24 protein-coding genes are annotated in these 21,149 nt (G+C 57.1%); 2 read left to right on the forward strand and 22 right to left on the reverse strand.

Annotation, left to right across the window (positions count from 1 at the left end; all coding sequences use genetic code 11):
- Window positions 1-179 precede the first annotated feature (179 nt).
- Together MKZ79_RS07070 and MKZ79_RS07075 are read right to left on the reverse strand one after the other, a co-directional pair.
- Window positions 180-725 carry a glycine zipper 2TM domain-containing protein gene (locus MKZ79_RS07070; protein WP_336140907.1) on the reverse strand — a complete coding sequence of 182 codons (546 nt, stop codon included), beginning with the start codon at window positions 723-725 and terminating at the stop codon, window positions 180-182.
- Between the two features lie 248 nt (window positions 726-973).
- Entirely contained in the window at window positions 974-2,278 is a 1,305-nt protein-coding gene (locus tag MKZ79_RS07075) for an NAD(P)/FAD-dependent oxidoreductase (protein WP_336140908.1), read from the reverse strand.
- Window positions 2,279-2,835: 557 nt separating this feature from the next.
- Between MKZ79_RS07075 and MKZ79_RS07080 the strand changes: the two genes are divergently transcribed.
- Window positions 2,836-3,438, forward strand: a complete 603-nt coding sequence (locus MKZ79_RS07080; RefSeq protein WP_336140909.1) for a carbonic anhydrase — start codon at window positions 2,836-2,838, stop codon at window positions 3,436-3,438.
- Window positions 3,439-3,451: 13 nt separating this feature from the next.
- Window positions 3,452-4,909, forward strand: a complete 1,458-nt coding sequence (locus MKZ79_RS07085) for a SulP family inorganic anion transporter (protein WP_336140910.1) — start codon at window positions 3,452-3,454, stop codon at window positions 4,907-4,909.
- Between the two features lie 41 nt (window positions 4,910-4,950).
- On the opposite strand, the gene ycfP is transcribed toward MKZ79_RS07085, so the two are convergent.
- The 20 genes from ycfP to yceD form a co-directional block, all read right to left on the reverse strand.
- Window positions 4,951-5,493: an alpha/beta hydrolase YcfP gene (gene ycfP / locus MKZ79_RS07090; RefSeq protein WP_336140911.1), complete on the reverse strand. Its 543-nt coding sequence runs from the start codon at window positions 5,491-5,493 to the stop codon at window positions 4,951-4,953.
- Window positions 5,494-5,571: 78 nt separating this feature from the next.
- On the reverse strand, window positions 5,572-6,588 hold the full coding sequence (gene nagZ / locus MKZ79_RS07095) for a beta-N-acetylhexosaminidase (RefSeq protein WP_336140912.1): 1,017 nt from the start codon (window positions 6,586-6,588) through the stop codon (window positions 5,572-5,574).
- A 10-nt stretch (window positions 6,589-6,598) separates the two neighbouring features.
- A complete protein-coding gene (gene thiK, locus MKZ79_RS07100) occupies window positions 6,599-7,441 on the reverse strand; it encodes a thiamine kinase (RefSeq protein ID WP_336140913.1) in 843 nt (280 codons plus the stop codon).
- A complete protein-coding gene (lpoB, locus tag MKZ79_RS07105) occupies window positions 7,425-8,024 on the reverse strand; it encodes a penicillin-binding protein activator LpoB (protein ID WP_336140914.1) in 600 nt (199 codons plus the stop codon). Before lpoB ends, thiK begins: the two co-directional genes overlap by 17 nt.
- Window positions 8,025-8,035: 11 nt before the next feature.
- Entirely contained in the window at window positions 8,036-8,401 is a 366-nt protein-coding gene (locus MKZ79_RS07110) for a YcfL family protein (RefSeq protein ID WP_336141373.1), read from the reverse strand.
- Window positions 8,402-8,419: 18 nt separating this feature from the next.
- Window positions 8,420-8,770, reverse strand: a complete 351-nt coding sequence (hinT, locus tag MKZ79_RS07115) for a purine nucleoside phosphoramidase (protein ID WP_336140915.1) — start codon at window positions 8,768-8,770, stop codon at window positions 8,420-8,422.
- Window positions 8,771-8,930: 160 nt separating this feature from the next.
- Window positions 8,931-10,364 (reverse strand): PTS glucose transporter subunit IIBC, encoded by a 1,434-nt coding sequence (ptsG, locus tag MKZ79_RS07120; protein WP_336140916.1) that lies wholly within the window; start codon window positions 10,362-10,364, stop codon window positions 8,931-8,933.
- Window positions 10,365-10,656: 292 nt separating this feature from the next.
- Entirely contained in the window at window positions 10,657-11,448 is a 792-nt protein-coding gene (locus MKZ79_RS07125; protein ID WP_336140917.1) for a metal-dependent hydrolase, read from the reverse strand.
- Between the two features lie 16 nt (window positions 11,449-11,464).
- Window positions 11,465-12,451, reverse strand: a complete 987-nt coding sequence (holB, locus tag MKZ79_RS07130; protein WP_336140918.1) for a DNA polymerase III subunit delta' — start codon at window positions 12,449-12,451, stop codon at window positions 11,465-11,467.
- The gene (tmk, locus tag MKZ79_RS07135; protein ID WP_336140919.1) at window positions 12,448-13,080 is read right to left on the reverse strand and encodes a dTMP kinase; all 633 of its coding nucleotides are present in this window, start codon (window positions 13,078-13,080) and stop codon (window positions 12,448-12,450) included. Before tmk ends, holB begins: the two co-directional genes overlap by 4 nt.
- Window positions 13,070-14,089: an endolytic transglycosylase MltG gene (mltG, locus tag MKZ79_RS07140; protein WP_336140920.1), complete on the reverse strand. Its 1,020-nt coding sequence runs from the start codon at window positions 14,087-14,089 to the stop codon at window positions 13,070-13,072. The genes tmk and mltG overlap by 11 nt, the downstream gene beginning before the upstream one ends.
- Window positions 14,086-14,898, reverse strand: a complete 813-nt coding sequence (gene pabC / locus MKZ79_RS07145) for an aminodeoxychorismate lyase (RefSeq protein ID WP_336140921.1) — start codon at window positions 14,896-14,898, stop codon at window positions 14,086-14,088. The genes mltG and pabC overlap by 4 nt, the downstream gene beginning before the upstream one ends.
- A 113-nt stretch (window positions 14,899-15,011) precedes the next feature.
- Window positions 15,012-16,253, reverse strand: a complete 1,242-nt coding sequence (gene fabF, locus MKZ79_RS07150) for a beta-ketoacyl-ACP synthase II (RefSeq protein ID WP_336140922.1) — start codon at window positions 16,251-16,253, stop codon at window positions 15,012-15,014.
- Window positions 16,254-16,335: 82 nt separating this feature from the next.
- Window positions 16,336-16,572, reverse strand: coding sequence for an acyl carrier protein (acpP, locus tag MKZ79_RS07155; protein WP_124233666.1), 237 nt, complete (start codon window positions 16,570-16,572; stop codon window positions 16,336-16,338).
- Between the two features lie 154 nt (window positions 16,573-16,726).
- Window positions 16,727-17,461 carry a 3-oxoacyl-ACP reductase FabG gene (fabG, locus tag MKZ79_RS07160; protein WP_336140923.1) on the reverse strand — a complete coding sequence of 245 codons (735 nt, stop codon included), beginning with the start codon at window positions 17,459-17,461 and terminating at the stop codon, window positions 16,727-16,729.
- Between the two features lie 13 nt (window positions 17,462-17,474).
- Complete coding sequence (gene fabD / locus MKZ79_RS07165; RefSeq protein WP_336140924.1) at window positions 17,475-18,404, reverse strand: ACP S-malonyltransferase; 930 nt, start codon at window positions 18,402-18,404, stop codon at window positions 17,475-17,477.
- A gap of 16 nt (window positions 18,405-18,420) precedes the next feature.
- On the reverse strand, window positions 18,421-19,374 hold the full coding sequence (locus MKZ79_RS07170; protein WP_336140925.1) for a beta-ketoacyl-ACP synthase III: 954 nt from the start codon (window positions 19,372-19,374) through the stop codon (window positions 18,421-18,423).
- A 6-nt stretch (window positions 19,375-19,380) separates the two neighbouring features.
- Complete coding sequence (gene plsX, locus MKZ79_RS07175) at window positions 19,381-20,412, reverse strand: phosphate acyltransferase PlsX (protein ID WP_336140926.1); 1,032 nt, start codon at window positions 20,410-20,412, stop codon at window positions 19,381-19,383.
- 23 nt (window positions 20,413-20,435) lie between these two features.
- Window positions 20,436-20,606 carry a 50S ribosomal protein L32 gene (rpmF, locus tag MKZ79_RS07180; RefSeq protein WP_004157101.1) on the reverse strand — a complete coding sequence of 57 codons (171 nt, stop codon included), beginning with the start codon at window positions 20,604-20,606 and terminating at the stop codon, window positions 20,436-20,438.
- A 14-nt stretch (window positions 20,607-20,620) separates the two neighbouring features.
- Complete coding sequence (gene yceD, locus MKZ79_RS07185) at window positions 20,621-21,142, reverse strand: 23S rRNA accumulation protein YceD (RefSeq protein ID WP_336140927.1); 522 nt, start codon at window positions 21,140-21,142, stop codon at window positions 20,621-20,623.
- Between the last annotated feature and the right edge of the window lie 7 nt (window positions 21,143-21,149).

Genomic DNA, 21,149 nt, shown 5'->3' on the forward strand with positions numbered 1-21,149 from the left:
CTGAACTGACAGATTCAGATATTACCTGGCAAAGGGAGGTGGGTAGCGATAAACGCTCGTCGACAACAACCGTTCAGATACCGATAAAAACAAAAAAGCCTCATCCGCGAAGATGAGGCTAATGTTGCTGACAAGGCTGAAATGGCGCGCCCTGTTTTTCCCGTTTATTCAGGGAGAACTCAGGCCTGGTTCTGACTGTTGAGGATCAGCTGGCCGTTGCTGTTTAACGGGATGCGAGTGCCCGGATCGTTATCCATGCGGATTTTGCCCTGCTGGTCGCCGATTTTATAGGTGACGTCATAGCCCAGCGTCTTTTCCTGCTTGTCGTAAACGGTTTTGCAGCGCTGCTCTGTGGTGGTGTAGGTGTCACGATCCTGCAGCGCGCCCTGTACCTGGTTGCCGCCGTAGCCGCCCGCCAGCGCGCCTGCAACGGTCGCCACATCGCGCCCACGTCCGCCGCCGAACTGATGGCCCAGCACGCCGCCCGCAACCGCGCCCAGTACGGAACCGGCGATACGGTTTTCATCCTGAACGGCGCGTCGATGGGTCAGCGTAACGTTGCGGCACTCCTGACGCGGGTTTTTAATGGTTTCTTTAATCGGCGTGGCGGAGAGAACCTGAGCAAACTGCGGCCCGCGATCGAACACATTCATACCCGCCACAGCGGCGACGCCCAGCGCGGCCGCTACCCCAATACCAATACCTGCCAACATCGATTTATTCACAGGGCTGCCTCCTGAAACGGTTATCACGCATCTTTACCCGGCGCCCACAGGGCGCGTACGCGACGCGTTTTGTTGAGTAAAGTTTGCTTATCAGGACCAGTTGTGACAATAAGAATTCAGGACGAAATAAACCACTAAAGTCAAATGCTAAGCTTTTAAGAGAGTTCTTAGGGCGGGCTGCGGTGGCGTAAAGGCTTATAGCGACCAGAGCGCTATAAGCCCGATTACTTTAGTGGCGGCGGTACTGATTAATGCAGTTTAAGACGCGGACGGATCACCCGGTTGAGGCTGCCGACCAGCATCATCAGGCCCGTTTTAAAATAGCCGTGCAGCGCGACCTGATGCATACGGTAAAGCGAGATATAAACAAAGCGGGCGATGCGTCCTTCGACCATCATCGAACCGCGCATCAGGTTGCCCATCAGGCTGCCTACCGTACTGAAGCGCGACAGCGACACCAGCGAGCCGTGATCTTTATAGACGTAGGCCTTTTGTTCGCGTCCTTTCATCTGCGCCAGGATATTATCCAGCACGCGCGACGCCATCTGGTGCGCCGACTGCGCGCGAGGCGGCACGAATCCGCCGGAAGGCAGCGCGCAGGAAGCGCAGTCGCCAATCGCGTAGATATCCGCATCGCGCGTGGTTTGCAGCGTCGGCTGCACCACCAGCTGATTGATGCGGTTGGTTTCCAGACCGCCAATCTCTTTCATAAAGTCCGGCGCCTTGATGCCTGCGGCCCAGACCATCAGATCGGCGTCGATAAACTCGCCTGATTTGGTATGCAGGCCCTTTTCATCGGCGCTGGTCACCATCGTCTGGGTCAGCACGCGCACGCCCAGCTTGGTCAGCTCCTGATGCGCCGCCGAAGAGATGCGCGGCGGCAGCGCAGGCAGGATGCGCTCGCCCGCTTCCACCAGCGTTACGTTCAGCGCGCTGTTGTTCAGGCCTTTATAGCCGTAGCTGTGCAGCTGTTTTACCGCATTGTGCAGCTCGGCAGAGAGCTCCACGCCGGTGGCGCCGCCGCCAACGATAGCGATATTTACTTTTTCCTGACGGCCTTCGCTGGCGGAAAACTTCAGGAACAGGTTCAGCATTTCATTATGGAAGCGGCGCGCCTGATGCGGGTTGTCCAGGAAGATGCAGTGATCCTTCACACCCGGCGTGCCGAAGTCGTTGGAGGTGCTGCCCAGCGCCATCACCAGCGTGTCGTACGCCAGCTCGCGCTCGGGAACCAGCAGTTCTCCCTGTGCGTTGCGGATCTCCGCCAGCTGCAGTTTTTTATTTTCGCGATCGATTTCGGTCAGCGTTCCCAGCTGAAACTGAAAATGGTGATTACGGGCATGAGCCAGATAGCTGAGCGCATCGATCCCTTCATCCAGCGATCCGGTCGCGACTTCATGCAGCAGCGGCTTCCATAAATGGCTGTGATTGCGGTCCACCAGGGTGATTTCCGCCTTTTTTTTCCGTCCCAGTTTCTGACCAAGCTGCGTCGCCAGCTCAAGCCCGCCGGCTCCTCCGCCGACAATAACAATCTTCTTCATTGGTGTAGTCAAACGACCCCCTCAAATTGTGAACCATTCGTTAATTAAAGGTTAAATAATATCCTTAATTAACATAGGGTTGGCGATTTATTCGCTATCTGCAGGCAGAATAGCACGAGGTTATTCGGTCGTCCTGCAAAAATTGATATGGGTCAATTTTTTTAAACTATTTCTTATTACCGCCTTGATTTTCCTGAATAACTTTCCGCTTTTCAGCACGATAATTTTACCCCACTTTCTGGCGCCCTTCCCAACGGAGTAGTTTTTTATTCCGGCTTCAGGAATCAGAAGGAATAGTCATACCAGAGCCGACAGTCATCGACGAAACCGGTTTAACGTCGCCTTTCTATTCACAAAGACTCCAATAAACCCGCTTCTTGTTTTCTGAATAAGATTTTTATATTAAAAAACAATAAAGCATGTTTGAGGATTTATTTCCCGTAAATATTTAAATCTCATGCAAGGCAATATATTCGTCAGAGATCAATAAATTTTAAGATGGTCTGATTTATTAAGATTCCCTTAAGATATTCTGGCTACCCTGCCGGAAAAAGAAAAAGGGAACGGAAATGAAAACACTAAACAGATTGCTGGCAAGAAACCGCAGCTGGGCGCAGCAGCAGAAACACCGGGATGCGGAATTTTTTTTAAATCTGGTGCCCGCTCAGCAACCGCAAGCGCTTTGGATTGGCTGCTCCGACAGCCGCGTGCCTGCCGAGGTATTAACTAATGCGCATCCCGGCGAGCTATTTGTTCACCGCAATATCGCCAATATGGTGCTGGAAGAGGATGAAAGCCTGATGAGCGTGCTGCAATACGCGCTTGAACATTTAAAGATCGATACCGTTATTCTTTGTGGCCACTACGGCTGCGGCGGTATCAACGCCGCGCTGGAATTACAGGAAACCGATTCGTCGCCTTATTCCGATCCGCTCACCCGACGGCTGCAAAAACTTTATCAATCCCTTAACAGCTGGATGGCAACGTTTCAGCCTGAAAAGAAAATAGCCACGACGGATAAAGAAAAGTTAACGGAATATCACCTGATGGCGCAGGCGATTAATTTAATTAATGCCTGGCCGGTGAAAGCGGCGAAAAAAGCGGGCAGAGAAGTCGCTATTTACGGCTGTGTCTATGAACTGCACAGCGGCTATTTAAAAAGACTGGTTTAAGAAGGTGCCAAAGATGAATATGAAAAATCTACGCGACGATATATTGGCAGGCACGGTAGTATTTTTAGTGGCGCTGCCGCTTAGCCTGGGGATTGCCCAGGCCTGTGGTCTGCCGCCTTTTGTCGGGCTGCTGACCGGCGTGATCGGCGGACTGGTTGTGACGCTGTGCAGCCCTTCCCGCTTCGCCGTCAGCGGCCCGGCGGCGGGTCTGGTGACCATTGTGGTCGCCGCTATGGAGAATCTCGGCAGCTTTTCCCTGCTGCTGGCCGCGCTGGTGCTGGCGGGCTCGCTGCAAACGCTGGCCGGCATTCTGCGTTTTGGGCGCTGGATAAGCCTGATCCCGGGCTCGGTGATCCAGGGCATGATGGCGGCAATCGGCCTGCTGCTGATTCGCCAGCAGACGCCTGCCGCGCTGGATGCCGAAGGGGAAACGGTAACCAAACTCTTTTCGCCCCTGTCGGTTTTTGTGGCGCTGGGCGCGCTGTTTATTCTTTTTCTGTGGCACAAGCGCCGTCAGCACAATCGTTTTTTCGGCCTTGTGCCCGGCGAGCTGGTAGCGGTGCTCTGGGGCGGCATGGTGCTGCTGATAGCCGAGAAGCTGTTACCGCAGGCGGCCGCCACGCTGGATCGCCTGAGCCTGCCGCAGGTGGACTCCTGGGCGTCACTGGCGCAGCAGTTCAATCATCCCGACTTTTTCAACGCCTGGAGTCATCCCGCCGTCTGGCTTACCGGCCTGACGCTGGCGCTGGTGGCCAGCATGGAGACGCTGCTTAGCCAGCAGGCGCTGAAAAAGCTGGTCGACCAGCGCCCGCAGCCTTCACCGGATAAAGAGCTGCTCGCCCAGGGCGCCGGCAATATGCTGAGCGGGCTGCTGGGCGGTATTCCGGTGACGGCGGTGATTGTCCGCAGTTCGGTAAACGTCAACGCCGGCGCGCGTAGCAAGCTCTCGGTGATCCTGCATGGCGTACTGATGCTTTGCTGCGGTCTGCTTTTCGAATCGCTACTGAACCGAATCCCGCTGGCGAGCCTGGCCGCCATTCTGATCTATACCGGCTACAAGCTGGCCTCGCCGTCGCTGTTTATCAGCCAGTGGCGTCAGGGTTTGGTGCAGTTTATTCCTTTTCTGGCGACCACCTGCGGCATTATTTTTATCGGGATGCTGCCGGGTTTGCTGGCGGGCGTACTGACGCAGCTGCTGTGCAGCTCTGTCGCCAGCCACCAAAGCGCTATCCAGCTCAGCCGCTACAACGATCATTTCGTGGTGCGTTTTAATCAGAATCTGATCTTCCTGCACAATGCCCGTTTACAGCAGCTGCTGGCGAAAATCCCCGACAACAGCGTGGTGATCGTCGAACATGAGAACGCGGAGTATCTGGATAAGGATATTAAAGCGACGCTGGCGGAGTTCAGCGATATGGCCAATATGCGTAACATTACGCTGGAGCAGTGGCCCAGGCTGGAAAACGGTTAGATAAAGAATCGCCCGCCGAACTCGCGCGGGCGAAAAAGCGGCTAGCCCAGCGTCTTGAAGGCTTTGATCCGCTGCAGATGCGAGGTGATATCTTTGAATTTATGGCCCTGGCTTTCGTCCCAGACCAGCTCATAGTAGCTGCTCAGCAGCTGCGCGCTGCGCTGGCTCTCCAGCGCTTCGTCGCGGCGGGAAAGGATCGTCAGACAGCGATCGCGGTTTTTTTCGCGGAAATTGCTGACGCATTTGGTGGCGATATCAACATACTCTTCCGGCCTGTCGATTTTGCCCGGCATGTTCTCTTCCGGCCACAGGTTGGGATTGAACATCACCTGACGAATATCATTGAGAAAACCGATGCGCTCGGCCCAGTATCCGCCCAGCCCCACGCCGCAGATCAGCGCTCTTTCATCGTCGCTGGCGCGCAGCAGCTTATCGGTTTCTTTCAGCAGATGCTGCATGTCGTGTTTGGGATGCAGCGTGCTGTAGCTGAGCAGCCGTACATCCGGATCGATAAACTGTAACTGCAGCACCTTTTCATGGTTGCCGGGACTGGTTGAATCGAAACCGTGCAGATAGATGATCATCGTTTTCCCCTGTGATTTACCTCAGTCTGAACTCTCGCCGTTCTGCTACGCGCCGGATGCGGCATCCGGCGGCGTTGTTTAACGTTGCTCCAGCCAGCGCGTTTGCAGCGCGCTTAGCGCCTGACTACTCTCTTGCCAGCGCGACGAAGCCAGCAGCTCCCGGCGGGTAAAGTTACCGCCATGATAGAGTCGGGTTGCACGCTCAGCATTGATCGGTGACAGATTATCCAGCACGCTGACCGCGCCGTCGCGGTTGTTGCAAACCAGGATCATATCGCAGCCGGCATCCAGCGAAGCCTGACCGCGCTCGGCATAGCTGCCCATAATCGCCGCGCCTTCCATCGACAAATCGTCGGAGAAAATCACGCCATCAAAGCCCAGCTCGTTGCGCAGCACCTTCTTCAGCCAGTGCGACGAGCCGCTGGCCGGACGCGGATCTACCTGAGTATAGATAACGTGCGCGGGCATCACCGCATCCAGCATTTGCTCGTCAATCAGCTGTTTAAAGATTTGCATGTCGTGCTGACGAATAATCTCTTCAGGGCGTTCGTCGCGCGGCGTTTCTTTATGCGAGTCCGCGCTTACCGCGCCGTGACCGGGAAAATGCTTACCGGTGGTTTTCATGCCGGCTTCGTGCATGCCCTTGATAAAACAGCGCGCCATCGCCAGCGCTATCGCCGGATCCTCATGGAAGCTGCGCTCGCCGATCGCCGCGCTGCCGTGACCGATATCCAGCACCGGCGCGAAGCTGATATCGATATCCATTGCAATCATCTCGGCGGCCATCAGCCAGCCAGCTTCCTGCGCCAGCCTTGCCGCTTCGGTCTCGTTGTTGAGCGCGGCGAAAGATTGCATCGCCGGCAGCCGCGTAAAACCTTCGCGGAAACGCTGCACGCGACCGCCTTCCTGGTCCACCGCCAGCACCAGACGATGACGCGAAGCCGCGCGGATCTGTCTGATCAGCTCCTGCAGCTGCTCAGGATCGTGATAGTTGCGCGTAAACAGGATTAGCCCGCCCACCAGCGGATGCTGCAAAATTTCCCGCTCTTCCGCGTCCAGCTCGTAACCGAGCACATCTAACATTACCGGTCCCACAAATTACCTCTTATGATCGTACCCGCTGCCAGGCCTGCGCCGCCAGCGTATAAAATGCTTCGTTGCCGCTCTGCTGCCAGCGTAGCTCATACCAGCTGGCGGCCAGCAGCGTCAGCCAGGGCTGCCAGCGCGCCATCTGCCGCCGCAGGCAGGTCGCATCCAGCCGCTGCAGAGCGGCATAATGTTCGATTAGCGCCGACTGTTGCGTCGGCTCCAGCGCGTTTCCGGCGACCAGCGCCGCCAGCTCCAGCGCGATATCGCCATCGCTGGCGTACTCCCAGTCAATCAGCCGCAGTTTATTTTCCTGCCGAATCAGGTTGCCCGGATGCACGTCCATATGCAACAGCGCCAGCCGCAGCGGTTTCGGCTCGCCGATCCGCTGCAGGCGTCGCAGCGCGCGCAGCCAGCCGCAGTGCCGTCGCGACGGCTGACTGAGCTGCCAGTAGCGTTCCAGCAATTTTTGCAGCTGTAAAGGATAACCGCTGGGCGGCTGCCGGTGCAGCTTTGCCAGTTCGCCAGCCACGCTTTCCAGCGCCGCCGGGAAACCCTCTTCGCTCAGCGCCTCGCCCGGCAGCCAGTCAAGCAGCAGCCAGCTATCGGCGTAGCCTCTGACGGCTGGCGCCAGATCGGTCTGGCGCAGCTGGCGCAAAATGCGGTATTCGCGCTGCCGATCCACGCCTGGTAGAGACTTCTTTTGCGGCTGATAGCGAGCCAGCAGCGTCGTATGCGCCAGCTCGATTTTCGTCGTCAGCCCCGTCAGGCCGGAAAGCGGCAAAAAAGAACCGGCGGATTGCTCCGCCGGAAATCGTTGTTGGATCAGCCTTGTGAGCTTGGGATCAATGCTGTACGACACCGTTGCCTGACCAGATGATTTCGCCGGTCTGCACCAGCATCAGCTGCATCTGCAGCTCTGGCGATTTAACGTCGCCCTGCGCGTTGGTATAGAGCACATACTGCGCGCCGACGTAGCGAGCCAGACCGACCGCTTTACTGCGCGAGCCCAGGCTATCCTCGGCGGAGAGTCCCAGCGTCTGTTTAGCCGTCGCCAGCTGCTCTGGCGCCACCAGCTTGAACTGCGCATTGTTCTGCAGCGCATTCTGCAGCGCGGCGGTGGCTTTGGCCCGCTGCAGGCTGCCGTTAGTGCTGTTTTTCACGCTGTCGATCAGCAGCACGCTGCCGGGCGTGACGCCGTCCGCCTTCAGCATCTGCGCGACCAGCGGCGAGACGCTGGCGTCCCAGTTGATCGACTGCATTTTCGGCGGCTGCGGCACTGTTTCCACCGGCGGCGGCTGAGTCGGCGTCGGCACGGGCTGCGTCGGTTCCGGAACCGGCTGCGCCGGCTCTACGGGCGCGGGCTGCTGCTGCTTAATCACACAGCCGCTCAGGATAAGCGCCAGCAACACGACGCCCGAAAATTTAGTTATCTTCCTTTCCACGCAAAAATCTCCTACAGATACAGGTAAAGGCGAACCTTGTTGGCCGTCAGATTACCCGTTTGCGACGATATATCAACACTGCTGTGCGGCGCGACGGTGACCCTGCGGGGCGCTTCAAAAGGCAGGATTTCCAGCCCTTTTTCGTCATACCAGTAAAAACGATAGTGCAGCGTGACGGGTTTTTCCTGCTGGTTGTAAAGCCGCGATGACGCGCGCTGCTGGCCTTCATGTACCGACATCGTCGGTTCATCGGTAAGAATGCCCGCCGACAGCACCGACGACTCCATCACCAGCGACTGCGAAGTATCAATCGCGGCGCGATCGCTGGCGCAACCGTTTAGCGCCGCCAGCACGACGCCCAGGGCGATCATCCGCATCATAGTTGCTCCGGCATCTTATTCAGCCAGCATCGGGCCCAGCGGACGACCGCCGACCAGATGCAGATGGATATGATAGACCTCTTGTCCGCCGTGCTGGTTGCAGTTCATGATCAAACGATAGCCATCCTCGGCGATCCCTTCATCTTTGGCGATTTGCGACGCCACCACAATCATCCGACCCAGCGCGGCTTCGTGTCCCGCAACCGTGTCGTTGGCGGTTGGGATCAGAATATTCGGCACGATCAGAATGTGCGTTGGCGCTTTCGGCGAGATGTCGCGGAAAGCGGTAACCAGCTCGTCCTGATAAACGATATCGGCCGGGATTTCGCGACGGATAATCTTACTGAAAATCGTTTCTTCAGCCATGATGCATGTCCTTAAGCTATGAGTAGAGTTACGGCAGTATGAGCGAGATATTTGTTTTCTTTCAACCTTCCGCAGGATTTTCTTTGCCTGTCCGTTGCTTTTAGCAGCGGCGGCCATAAAAAAAGGGAGCTTTCGCTCCCTTGTTTCTCGACCAAATCGCTTAAGTATTACGGATGTAGTCGTCCATCTCGGTTTTCAGGTTGTCGGACTTGGTGCCGAAAATCGCCTGCACGCCGGAACCTGCTACTACTACGCCCGCTGCGCCAAGCTGTTTCAGGCCGGACTGATCCACTTTGGATACGTCCGCCACGCTGACGCGTAGACGCGTGATACAGGCGTCAAGGTTAGTGATGTTCTCTTTACCGCCGAACGCCGCCACCAGGTTAGCCGCCATTTCGTTAGCGGCGCCCGCCGTCTGCGTCGTGGTGACATCTTCACGACCAGGCGTTTTCAGATTGAGTTTGGCTATCAGCACGCGGAACACGGTGTAGTAAATCAGGCCATAGATAATACCGATTACCGGGAACAGCCAGATACGGCTGCTGTTGCCGCTCAGCACCACAAAGTCGATCAGACCGTGTGAGAAGCTGGTGCCGTCACGCATACCCAGCAGGATACAGATTGGGAATGCCAGACCGGCCAGAATCGCGTGGATCGCATACAGGATCGGCGCCACGAACATAAAGGAGAATTCGATAGGTTCGGTGATGCCGGTCAGGAACGAGGTCAGCGCAGCGGAGATCATGATACCGCCCACTTTCGCACGGTTTTCAGGCTTGGCGGAGTGCCAGATAGCAATCGCCGCCGCAGGCAGGCCATACATTTTAAACAGGAAGCCGCCGGAAAGTTTGCCCGCCGTCGGGTCGCCCGCCATATAGCGCGGGATATCGCCATGGAATACCTGACCTGCAGCGTTGGTGAACTCGCCGATCTGCATCTGGAATGGCACATTCCAGATATGGTGCAGGCCGAACGGCACCAGAGAGCGTTCAATCACGCCGTAGATGCCGAAGGCAACCACCGGGTTCTGATAGGCAGCCCACTGCGAGAACTCCTGAATCGCGGTGCCCACAGGCGGCCAGATAAAGGAGAGCACAACGCCGACGAAAATAGCCGTAAAGCCGGAAATAATCGGCACAAAACGTTTACCGGCAAAGAAGCCGAGATATTCCGGCAGCTTGATGCGGTAAAAGCGGTTAAACATATAGGCCGCGATGGAACCGGCGATAATCCCGCCCAGTACCCCGGTATCGGCAAGATGCTTGGCTTCGATCTCGCCGGCGGGCATATGCAGCACCAGCGGCGCCACCACCGCCATAGTCTTAACCATGATGCCATAGGCGACCACGGCCGCCAGCGCGGAAACGCCATCGTTGTTGGTAAAGCCTAAAGCAACGCCGATAGCGAAGATGAGCGGCATGTTGGCAAAGACGGAACCACCTGCTTCCGCCATAACGTGAGAGACGACGGCGGGCAACCAGCTGAAGTTGGCGGAGCCTACGCCAAGCAGGATACCGGCTATCGGCAGCACCGATACCGGCAACATCAGCGATTTACCGACCTTTTGCAGGTTTGCAAATGCATTTTTGAACATATGTGAAACTCCTGAGTATGGGTGCTTTTACGCGCTTTCAGACGCGATATAACGGGGGGAGGACCCGCTATGAGTGGAGCGCTGGGCGCCCTCATGATTTATTACGAACTGTAAAATAATTCCGTCAGGATTTGTTTGACGGTTATCACGTTTCACTGAACATCCGCCTGCTGTGTAGCTGATTTCCGGTTAAATCGCCAGTTTTTACCCATTAAAAAACCGTATCGCCCCCTGCGGAACGATACGGTCGACTTTTTTTCACAAATTTATTACGAGTACTGAAATAAAACCCTCAGTCTGTCAGGCGCTCTATTGGCACATGGAAAAGACGAGAAAAGTTGGCGGTTGTGGCTTCCGCCAGCGCTTCGATACTGACGCCTTTCAGTACGGCCATATATTCCGCCACGTCGCGGGTGTAAGCGGGCTGATTCTCTTTGCCCCGATACGGCACCGGCGCCAGATAAGGCGAGTCGGTTTCCACCAGGATTCTGTCCAGCGGCACATAGCGCGCCGCCTCGCGGATGGTTTCGGCGTTGCGGAAAGTCACGATGCCTGAAAATGAGATATAAAACCCCATATCCAGCAGCTTTGCTGCCGTTTCGCGATCTTCGGTAAAGCAGTGCAGCACGCCGCCGCAACCTTCCACCTGCTCTTCTTTCAAGATCGCCAGCGTATCTTCGCGGGCGTCACGCGTATGGACGATAACCGGCTTATTCAGCTCGCGACCAACACGGATATGCTCGCGAAAAGAGGCCTGCTGCTGCGCCATAGTCTCTTTTTGATAATAGTAATCCAGCCCCGTTTCGCCCATGGCGATAACGCGCTCGTCAGCGGCCAGCTGGCGCAGTTCCGCAAAATCGAATGGCTCATCCTGATTGAGCGGATGTACGCCGCAGGAGTACGCCACGTTATCACGATCGCCGATCAGCTGCGTCATGGCTTTGTAGCCTGGCAGCGTGGTCGCCACCGCCAGCATAAATTTTACGTCGCGCGCGGCGGCTTTCGCCAGCACGTCGTCCACATTCTGGTGCAGGCCCGCATAGTCGAGCCCGTCGAGATGGCAGTGTGAATCCACTAAAAACATAATTATTCCAGCTTGATTAGCCGACTACGGAGGCGTGCAGCATCTGCTCCCACGCCAGCAGCCGGTCGGTCAGTAACAGTTCGCGGTTAACGGCAACCACGTTCAGCAGGCGATCGCGGCACAGGAACCATTGACGCACGCTCTCATCCAGCGCGCTGGCCGGTAGCTGACGGGCGATCTCCGCCACCAGCGCCTGGCTGTCGGCATTGGCGATAAAACGTCCGCCGCCCTGCTGCCATTTCAGCGCGTCCACCAGCAGCGCGCAGAGCCAGCCGGTGCGCTGTGCCGCGTCGTCATGATTTAAAACAGGCAGCAAGGATAGCATATCCTGCTGCAGCGCTCCGGGCAGCGCCTCGCACAGCGTCTGACGCGCGGCCCAGTGTTTTTCCAGCAGCGTCTGCGCCGCTGCTGGCGCGCCGCCGCTCAGCCGCAGTGCGGTCAGGCAATCCTGCTGCGAGGCGTTGGTCTGCTTCTGCAGCCAGCCCAGGCTTTGCGTTTCGTCCGGCGCGGCCAGGTGAATAGCCTGACAGCGGCTGCGCAGCGTGGCCAGCAGCTGCGACGGCTGCTGGCAGCAGAGCAGAAACCAGGTATTGACCGGCGGCTCTTCCAGCGTTTTCAGCAGGGCGTTGGCAGCGGCTTCCGTTAGCTGCGCGGCATCAGGCAGCCAGACCACCTTAGCGCCGCCCTGCTGGGCATGATGGAAAAGTTTTTCCGTTACGCCGCGCACCGCGTCTATCCCCAGCGAGCTTTTGCCTTTTTCCGCCGACAGTTCGTACCAGTCCGGGTGCGTATGGGCCTGCATCAGACGGCAGGCGTGACACTCTCCACAGCTTTTCAGCCCGTCTCTGCGCTGGCACATCAGCCAGCGGCTGATGCCCCAAACCAGCGAGGCGTCGCCCATGCCCGGCAGCGCCTGCAGCAGCAGCGCATGGTGTCCGCGTCCCGCCTGATGCTGGCCGATAATCTGCCGATAGGGCTGGCTAAGCCAGGGATACCAGATCATAGCTCTTCCTGTAGCCACTGCGTCAGCGTCTGGCGGATAGCGGCGGAAACCTGCTCAATGTTTTGCGTGGCATCGATGGTTTTAATGCGTGGATCGGCAGCGGCCAGCGTCAGGTAGCGTTCGCGCGTGCGGATAAAGAAGTTCAGCGACTCCTGTTCAATCCTGTCCAGCTCGCCTCTTGCCCTGGCGCGCTGCAGGCCGATCTCCGGCGTGACGTCCAGATAGAGCGTCAGATCGGGCGCGAAGTCGCCCAGCACGCTACGCTTCAGTTGCAGCATCAGCTCGCTGTCCAGACCGCGTCCGCCGCCCTGATAGGCCTGGGAAGAGAGATCGTGACGGTCGCCGATTACCCAGGCGCCGCGCGCCAGCGCTGGTTTAATCACGTTTTCCACCAGCTGCACGCGCGCCGCATAAAGCATCAGAAGCTCTGCCCGATCGGTGATCGGCTCGCCATCAATGCCCTGCTTGATTAGCTCGCGCAGCTTTTCCGCCAGCGGCGTACCGCCGGGTTCGCGGGTAAAAACGATATCATCAACGCCGTGCTGTTTCAGTACCGCGACAAGGCTATCGCGAGCGGTGGTTTTACCCGCGCCTTCCAGACCTTCAATGACGATAAATTTACTGTTCATTTTTTTCCTTGTTCAGCTGGCGCCAGACCTGAACCGCCCGATTGTGGCTCGCCAGGTTGGTGGTAAAGGTGTGGCCGCCTTTGCCGTCCGCGACAAAATAGAGGAAATCTGTTTTTTCCGGCTGGGCGGCCGCTTCCAGCGACGCTTTGCCTGGCATGGCGATAGGCCCCGGCGGCATCCCGGCGATAACATAGGTATTATAAGCCGTCGGCGTTTCCAGATCCTTGCGGGTCAGCGTGCCCTTATAGCTGTCGCCCATGCCGTAAATCACGGTAGGATCGGTTTGCAGCCGCATCCCCAGCCGCAGCCGGTTGATAAAGACCGAAGCGACCCTGCTGCGCTCCGCGCTTACTGCCGTCTCTTTTTCCACAATGGAAGCCATCGTCAGCAGGTCGTTTTTATCTTTGTAGGGCAAGCCTTCCTTTTTGCTTTGCCACAGCGTATCGACAATTTTATCCATCTGCGCATGCGCGCGACGCAGGATCGCCACATCTGTGGTGTTGGCGGTATAGGAATAGGTATCCGGATAGAACCAGCCTTCCACGTTCTGTTCAGGGATGTCCAGCGCCTTGGCCAGCGTGGCGAAGCTGTCATCCGCTAAGGTATGTTTGATATAGGGTGCCGCACGCAGCTGCGCCAGCCACTCCTGCATACGCGAGCCTTCGATAAAGCGGATCGGGAACTGCGCTTCTTTGCCGCTGGAGAGCAGCGCCAGCATCTGGCGCACGGTCATGCCCTGGCTGAAACGATAGGTTCCCGCCTTGAAATTCGCCAGTTCCGGTTCCAGCTTCAGCAGCCAGCCAAACCAGACAGAGCGCGGGACGATTTTTTGCTGGTTGAGTTCCGCCTCCAGCGCGACGCGGCCCGAGCCGGCAGGCAGCGTAAAAATAGCTTCCTGACTGATAGCCAGCGGCGAGGCGGCGAACTGCCTGATTTGCCAGTAGCTGTAAGCCAGACCGGCGATAACAAGCACGACGATCCCGCCGACAAGTTTGCTTTTTACTGTCATAAATTTCCCTGAAAATCGTGCGCACTGATTCGGCTGAACAGCTCTCTGGAGCGATAAAGCCGTTGTTCGATCCTGGACACCGGCAGTACCGGCATCAGCGCGTTAGTTATAAAGATTTCGTCCGCTTCTGCGAGCGTCTGCGGCGGCTCGCTGACTTCGCTGACCGCTATCCCCTGCGCGGCAAGCCGCTCTATCACCCACTGCCGCTGGATGCCGTTTACGCCAGCTTCCGCGACATCCGGCGTAAAAACTCGCTCGCCCTTACGCCAGAACAAATTCGCCGCACAGCATTCCACCAGCATGCCTTGAGTGTCAAGCACCAGCGCTTCGTCGGCGCCGGTCTGCTCAAGCTCTGTACGGATCAGCACCTGCTCAAGCCGGTTAAGGTGTTTTATGCCTGCCAGCAGCGGATTGCGCGCCAGGCGTATCGTGCTCAGTGCCAGGCTGACGCCCGTTTGACGTAACTGATGATAATGGGCGGGATAGTCCGACAGCATGATGATACGCGTGGCCTCACCGCAGCCGCTGGCGCTGTAGCCGCGTCCGCCTTCGCCTCGTGAGAGAATAACTTTAAGTACGCCCTCCACGCGCGTTGCCGCGGCTAAGGTTATTTCCTGCTGCAAAGCTTGCCAGTCGACATGGCGTATCCACAGTCGTTCGCAGGCCAGCTGAAGCCGTAGCAGATGAGCATCCGGCATCACTATGCGGCCGTCCACTATCCGGGCCGTAGTAAAGCAGCCGTCGCCAAACTGCACGGCGCGGTCCCTGATCCCAATCAACTCCTGTTGCTTGCCGTTTATCCAGATCATCTGCTCTCCTTTTTGGTGGTTAAGCCTGCCTTATCCCGCTCTGTTTTACTTTTGCTGACCGTCAAAAAACAAAAAAGGCCCGCGTTTGCGGGCCTTCTGTCACAACAGGCGGATCAGATCTTACGGAAGATCAGCGAGCCGTTGGTGCCGCCAAACCCGAAGGAGTTGCACAGCGCATACTCCAGCCCTTTAACCTGACGCGCCGTGTGCGGCACGAAGTCCAGGTCGCAACCTTCATCCGGGTTATCCAGGTTGATGGTTGGCGGAATGACCTGATCGCGCAGCGCAAGGATCGAGTAGATAGATTCTACCGCGCCCGCCGCGCCTAACAGATGTCCGGTCATGGATTTAGTAGAGCTGACCATCACGCTGGACGCCGCCGCGCCAAACACCGACTTAACGGCCTGCGCTTCGGCAATATCGCCCGCCGGCGTCGAGGTGCCGTGCGCATTGATATAGCCGATCTGCTCCGGCGACAGCTGGGCGTCACGCAGGGCGTTTTCCATCGCCAGCGCCGCGCCCGCGCCGTTTTCTGGCGGAGAGGTCATATGATAAGCGTCGCTGCTCATGCCAAAGCCGACCAGCTCGGCGTAGATCTTCGCGCCGCGCTTTTTCGCATGTTCATACTCTTCCAGCACCACAATGCCCGCACCGTCGCCCAGCACGAAGCCGTCGCGATCTTTATCCCACGGACGGCTTGCCGCCTGCGGGTTGTCGTTGCGGGTGGAAAGCGCACGCGCCGCACCGAAGCCGCCAATGCCCAGCGGCGTACTGCCCTTTTCGGCGCCGCCGGCGATCATGACATCGGCATCGTTATAGGCGATGATACGCGCCGCCTGGCCGATGTTATGGACGCCGGTGGTACAGGCGGTGGAAATAGCGATACTCGGCCCTTTCATGCCGTACATGATAGTCAGATGACCGGCAATCATGTTCACAATGGTGGAAGGCACAAAGAAAGGACTGATTTTACGAGGGCCGCCGTTGACCAGCGAGCTATGGTTTTCTTCTATTAAACCAAGACCGCCGATGCCGGAGCCGATAGCGGCGCCGATACGATGCGCGTTCTCGTCAGTAATGACCAGACCGGCATCCTGCATAGCCTGAATACCAGCGACAACGCCATACTGAATAAAGGCATCCATTTTGCGCTGATCTTTACGCGAGATAAAATCCTCGCAGTTGAAATCCTTTACTAAGCCAGCAAAGCGCGTTGCATAGGCACTGGTTTCAAAATGGTCGATCGGGCTGATGCCACTCTGACCGGCAACAAGAGCATTCCAGGTAGACTCTACGGTATTGCCGACAGGAGACAACATGCCAAGACCGGTCACAACTACACGACGCTTAGACACGTTCGTCCTCCAGGGAGGGGAAAAAAGAGAATGACCTACAGATAAAATTCAGGCGGTCGAGTGACCGCCTGGAGATGCTCACTTAACCCTGGTGACCATTGATGTAATCAATAGCTGCCTGAACGGTAGTGATTTTCTCAGCTTCTTCGTCCGGAATCTCAGTATCAAACTCTTCTTCCAGAGCCATTACCAGCTCAACGGTATCAAGAGAATCAGCGCCCAGATCTTCTACAAAAGAGGCAGTGTTAACAACTTCTTCCTGCTTAACGCCAAGCTGCTCGCCAATGATTTTCTTAACGCGTTCTTCGATAGTGCTCATACTATTAAATTTCCTATCAAAACTCGCTTTCGCGATGGTTTTCGTAGTGTATAAAATGTTGAAAAAGATGCAACTAAATCCCGGCTGGTCAAACCACGATTTTACGCTATTTTGCGGGCATTACCGCAAATAACGCAAATAGTTTTCGTGATTATCAGACCATGTACATTCCGCCGTTGACGTGCAGCGTTTCACCAGTGATGTACGCAGCCTCGTCAGAGGCTAAAAATGCAACGGCACTGGCGATCTCCTGCGCGCCGCCTAAGCGACCCGCCGGCACTCCCGCCAGGATGCCTGCACGCTGCTCTTCAGTCAGCGCACGCGTCATGTCGGTTTCAATGAAACCGGGAGCCACAACGTTAACGGTGATACCACGTGACGCGACTTCCCGCGCCAGTGACTTGCTGAAGCCGATCAAACCCGCTTTTGCTGCCGCGTAGTTTGCCTGGCCCGCATTACCCATTGTTCCAACAACGGAGCCAATGGTAATGATTCGGCCCACGCGTTTTTTCATCATAGCGCGCATTACCGCTTTTGAAAGGCGGAATACGGAAGTCAGATTAGTGTCCAGGATATCCTGCCACTCGTCGTCCTTCATACGCATCAGAAGATTATCACGCGTAATGCCAGCATTATTGACTAAAATGTCCACTTCGCCAAATTCCGCACGGATCGTGGCCAGCACTTCGTCGATAGACGCGCTGTCGGTCACGTTCAGCGCCAGGCCTTTGCCATTGCTGCCCAGGTAAGCGCTAATCGCCTCTGCGCCGCTTTCGCTGGTCGCCGTGCCGATCACTTTCGCGCCGCCTTCTACCAGCTTTTCCGCGATCGCACGGCCGATGCCGCGGCTCGCGCCGGTAACCAACGCAATTTTTCCTTCGAAGTTCATCTTCATCCTCTTCTTACTGCCCGAGCGCTGCGGAGAGGCTGGCCGGATCGTTGACCGGCGCCGCCGTCAGGCTGTCTACAATTCGTTTGGTCAGGCCGGTTAACACCTTGCCTGGCCCGACTTCCAGCAGCGACGTTACGCCCTGCTGCGCCATAAGCTCTACGCACTCTGTCCAGCGAACCGGGCTATAGAGTTGGCGAACCAGCGCGCTGCGGATCGCCTCAGCAGAGGTTTCGCAGCGAACATCAACATTGTTGACCACGGGCACGGCTGGCGCGTTGAAAGTCAGCGACGCCAGCGCAACCGCCAGCTTATCCGCCGCAGGCTTCATAAGCGCGCAATGCGACGGTACGCTAACCGGCAGCGGCAGCGCGCGTTTGGCGCCGGCGGCTTTACAGGCTGCACCAGCACGTTCCACCGCCGCTTTATTGCCCGCGATAACAACCTGACCCGGCGAGTTGAAGTTCACCGGCGACACCACTTCGCCCTGAGCCGCTTCTTCACAGGCTTTGGCAATAGCCGCGTCGTCCAGGCCAATAATCGCCTGCATCGCGCCGGTCCCTTCCGGTACCGCTTCCTGCATCAGCTTGCCACGCAGCTCAACCAGCTTAATGGCGTCTTTAAAATCGATCACGCCTGCGCAAACCAGCGCACTATACTCGCCCAGGCTGTGTCCCGCCAGCATTGCAGGCTGCGATCCGCCTTTTTCCTGCCAAACGCGGAAAATAGCAACAGATGCGGCCAGCAACGCCGGCTGCGTCTGCCAGGTTTTGTTCAGTTCTTCAGCAGGCCCATTCTGCACCAGCGCCCAGAGATCGTAACCCAGCGCGTCGGAAGCTTCACGAAACGTCTGTTCAATCAGCGGATTTTCAGCTGCCAGCTCGGCCAGCATGCCAACCGCCTGCGATCCCTGACCCGGGAAAACCATAGCAAATTGCGTCATTGTTCTATCCTGTTAATCAAAAACGAACCAGCGCCGAGCCCCAGGTGAAGCCGCCGCCAAAAGCTTCCAGCAGGATCAGCTGGCCTGGCTTGATGCGGCCATCGCGTACCGCTTCATCAAGAGCGGTAGGCACCGAGGCGGCAGAAGTATTGCCGTGGCGATCCAGCGTGACCACAACTTTGTCCATTTCCATGCCCAGCTTGCGTGCGGTAGCGCTGATAATGCGCAGGTTAGCCTGATGCGGCACCAGCCAGTCGATCGCTTCGCGCTCGAGGTTGTTGGCCTGCAGCGTCTCTTCAACGATGTGCGCCAGCTCTGTGACCGCCACTTTAAACACTTCGTTGCCGGCCATGGTCACGTAGGAAGGCTGCTGCTGATTCTGGCGATCCTGATTGGCCAGCGTTAGCAGCTCGCCATAGCGGCCATCGGCGTGCAGATGGGTAGAGATAATGCCCTGCTCTTCGCTGGCGCCCAGAACCACGGCGCCCGCGCCGTCGCCGAACAGAATGATAGTGCCGCGATCGTTAGGATCGAGCATACGTGCCAGCACGTCAGAACCGATAACCAGCGCATTTTTGACCGCGCCGTTTTTGATGTACTGATCGGCGATGCTTAGCCCGTAGGTGAAACCTGCGCAGGCCGCGGCGATATCAAAAGAGGCGGCGTCTTTGATGTCCAGCATCTGCTGAATCATACAGGCGGAGCTTGGGAAAGCGTGGCTGGAAGAGGTGGTGGCGACGACAATCAGGCCGATATCGTCTTTGTCGATGCCCGCCATTTCCAGCGCGCGCTCGGCGGCCTGAAAGCCCATCGTCGCTACGGTCTCGTTTGGCGCAGCGATACGACGTTCACGGATGCCGGTTCGGGTGACAATCCACTCGTCCGACGTCTCAACCATTTTTTCCAGATCGGCGTTAGTCCGCACCTGTTCAGGCAGATAGCTGCCCGTACCGATAATCTTTGTATACATATCCGCTCAGTCACTCTTAGGTAATACAGTTTCAAGGCGGGCGGCAATCCTTTCGGGAAGTTGCCGCCGCACCGCCTGCTCTGCCTGTGTTATCGCCGCGGTGAACGCGCGCTGGCTGGCGCCGCCGTGGCTTTTCACCACGGTTTTGCGCAAGCCTAACAGACAGGCGCCGTTGTACTGGTCGGGGTTGAGGTGGCCAAAGCGCCTGGACAGACGTTTTTTTAATAAACGTCCCAGCAGCGACAGCCACCAGGCCCTTTTTTTACCTTCTGGCGATTGCAACAGCGAAAGAAAAACTCTCACTACGCCTTCCATTGTCTTTAACGTGACGTTTCCGATAAAACCATCACACACCAGGACATCCGTTTTTCCGGTAAGAAGTTCGTTGCCTTCAAGGTATCCAATATAGTTAACTTCCGGCGCATCCCGCAGAACCGCGGCAGCGTCCCGGATAGTTTCCAGACCTTTGGTTTCTTCCTGGCCAATGTTCAGCAGCGCAACGCGTGGTCGGTCGACGTTAAGCACTTCTTCCGCCATTACCGACCCCATTATCGCGAATTGCACCAGCATAGCGCTGTCGGAATCCACGTTAGCGCCTAAATCCAGCACCACCGTTTTACCTGCCCGGGTGTTGGGCAGCACGGTCATCAGTGCCGGACGCTCAATGCCCTTTAGCGGGCCGAGCACAAGTTTGGCCAGTCCCATCAGCGCGCCGGTATTGCCCGCGCTGACGCAGGCTTCTGCCCGCCCTTCTTTTACCAGTTCAAGCGCTACGCGCATAGAAGAACCGCGACTTTGGCGAATCGCCTGCGCGGGCCTGGCATCACTGGCAATAACCGACTCGGCAGGAATAATCTGCAGACGTTCCCGGAGCCTGGAATCAGCTTTTGCGAGTAATGACGTGAGTGTGTCGGGCTCGCCGACCAGAAGAAGATGCAGCTGCGGATCGGACGCCAGTGCCTGCATTGCCGCAGGCACTGTCACGCAGGGACCGAAGTCCCCGCCCATGGCATCAATCGCCAGGGTCAAACGTGTCAAAGTATCGCCGGCTGGGCCGTGGATTACTTAACGATGACCTTGCGACCGCGGTAGTAACCATCCGCAGTGATGTGGTGACGCAGATGCGTTTCGCCAGAAACTTTATCTACGGAAAGAGCAGCCGTGGTCAGTGAGTCGTGTGAACGACGCATGCCACGTTTGGAACGGGTTGGTTTATTCTGTTGTACGGCCATGGACCTTACTCCTATTACTTACGCTTTAAACTGGCTAATACGGCAAATGGGTTTGGTTTTTCCGCCTCTGCAGGCAACTTGCCAAAGACCATGTCCGCCTCGGACACTTCACAGTGTTCAGAATCATGCACCGGAACGACCGGCAGGGCGAGGATAACTTCATCTTCCACCACCGCCAGCAGGTCGATTTCGCCAAACTCGTTGACCTCGACCGGCTCGTACGCTTCCGGCAGTGCCTCCGCCTGTTCGTCAGTGACGATCGGACTGAAGCAATACGTTACGTGGACAGCATGCGGAAAGTTCTGGCCGCAGCGCTGACAGCACAGCGTGACGGAAACCGCCGCCGTACCTTTCAGCACGGCTAATCGCTGGTTGTCGATCGCGAACGACATCGAACATTCCACGTCGCTGTCCACACTCACTACCGATTCGGCAAGACGCTCCACCTGTTCAGGGGTGTAAACGCCCTGGTAGTCCAGGCGTTTCTGAGCGGTGCGAACCGGATCGAGAGTCAGGGGTAATTTTACCTTTTGCATAGGGCGC

It is taken from the genome of Erwinia sp. CGal63, from assembly GCF_037026505.1.
In the GTDB taxonomy this organism is placed as follows: domain Bacteria; phylum Pseudomonadota; class Gammaproteobacteria; order Enterobacterales; family Enterobacteriaceae; genus Erwinia.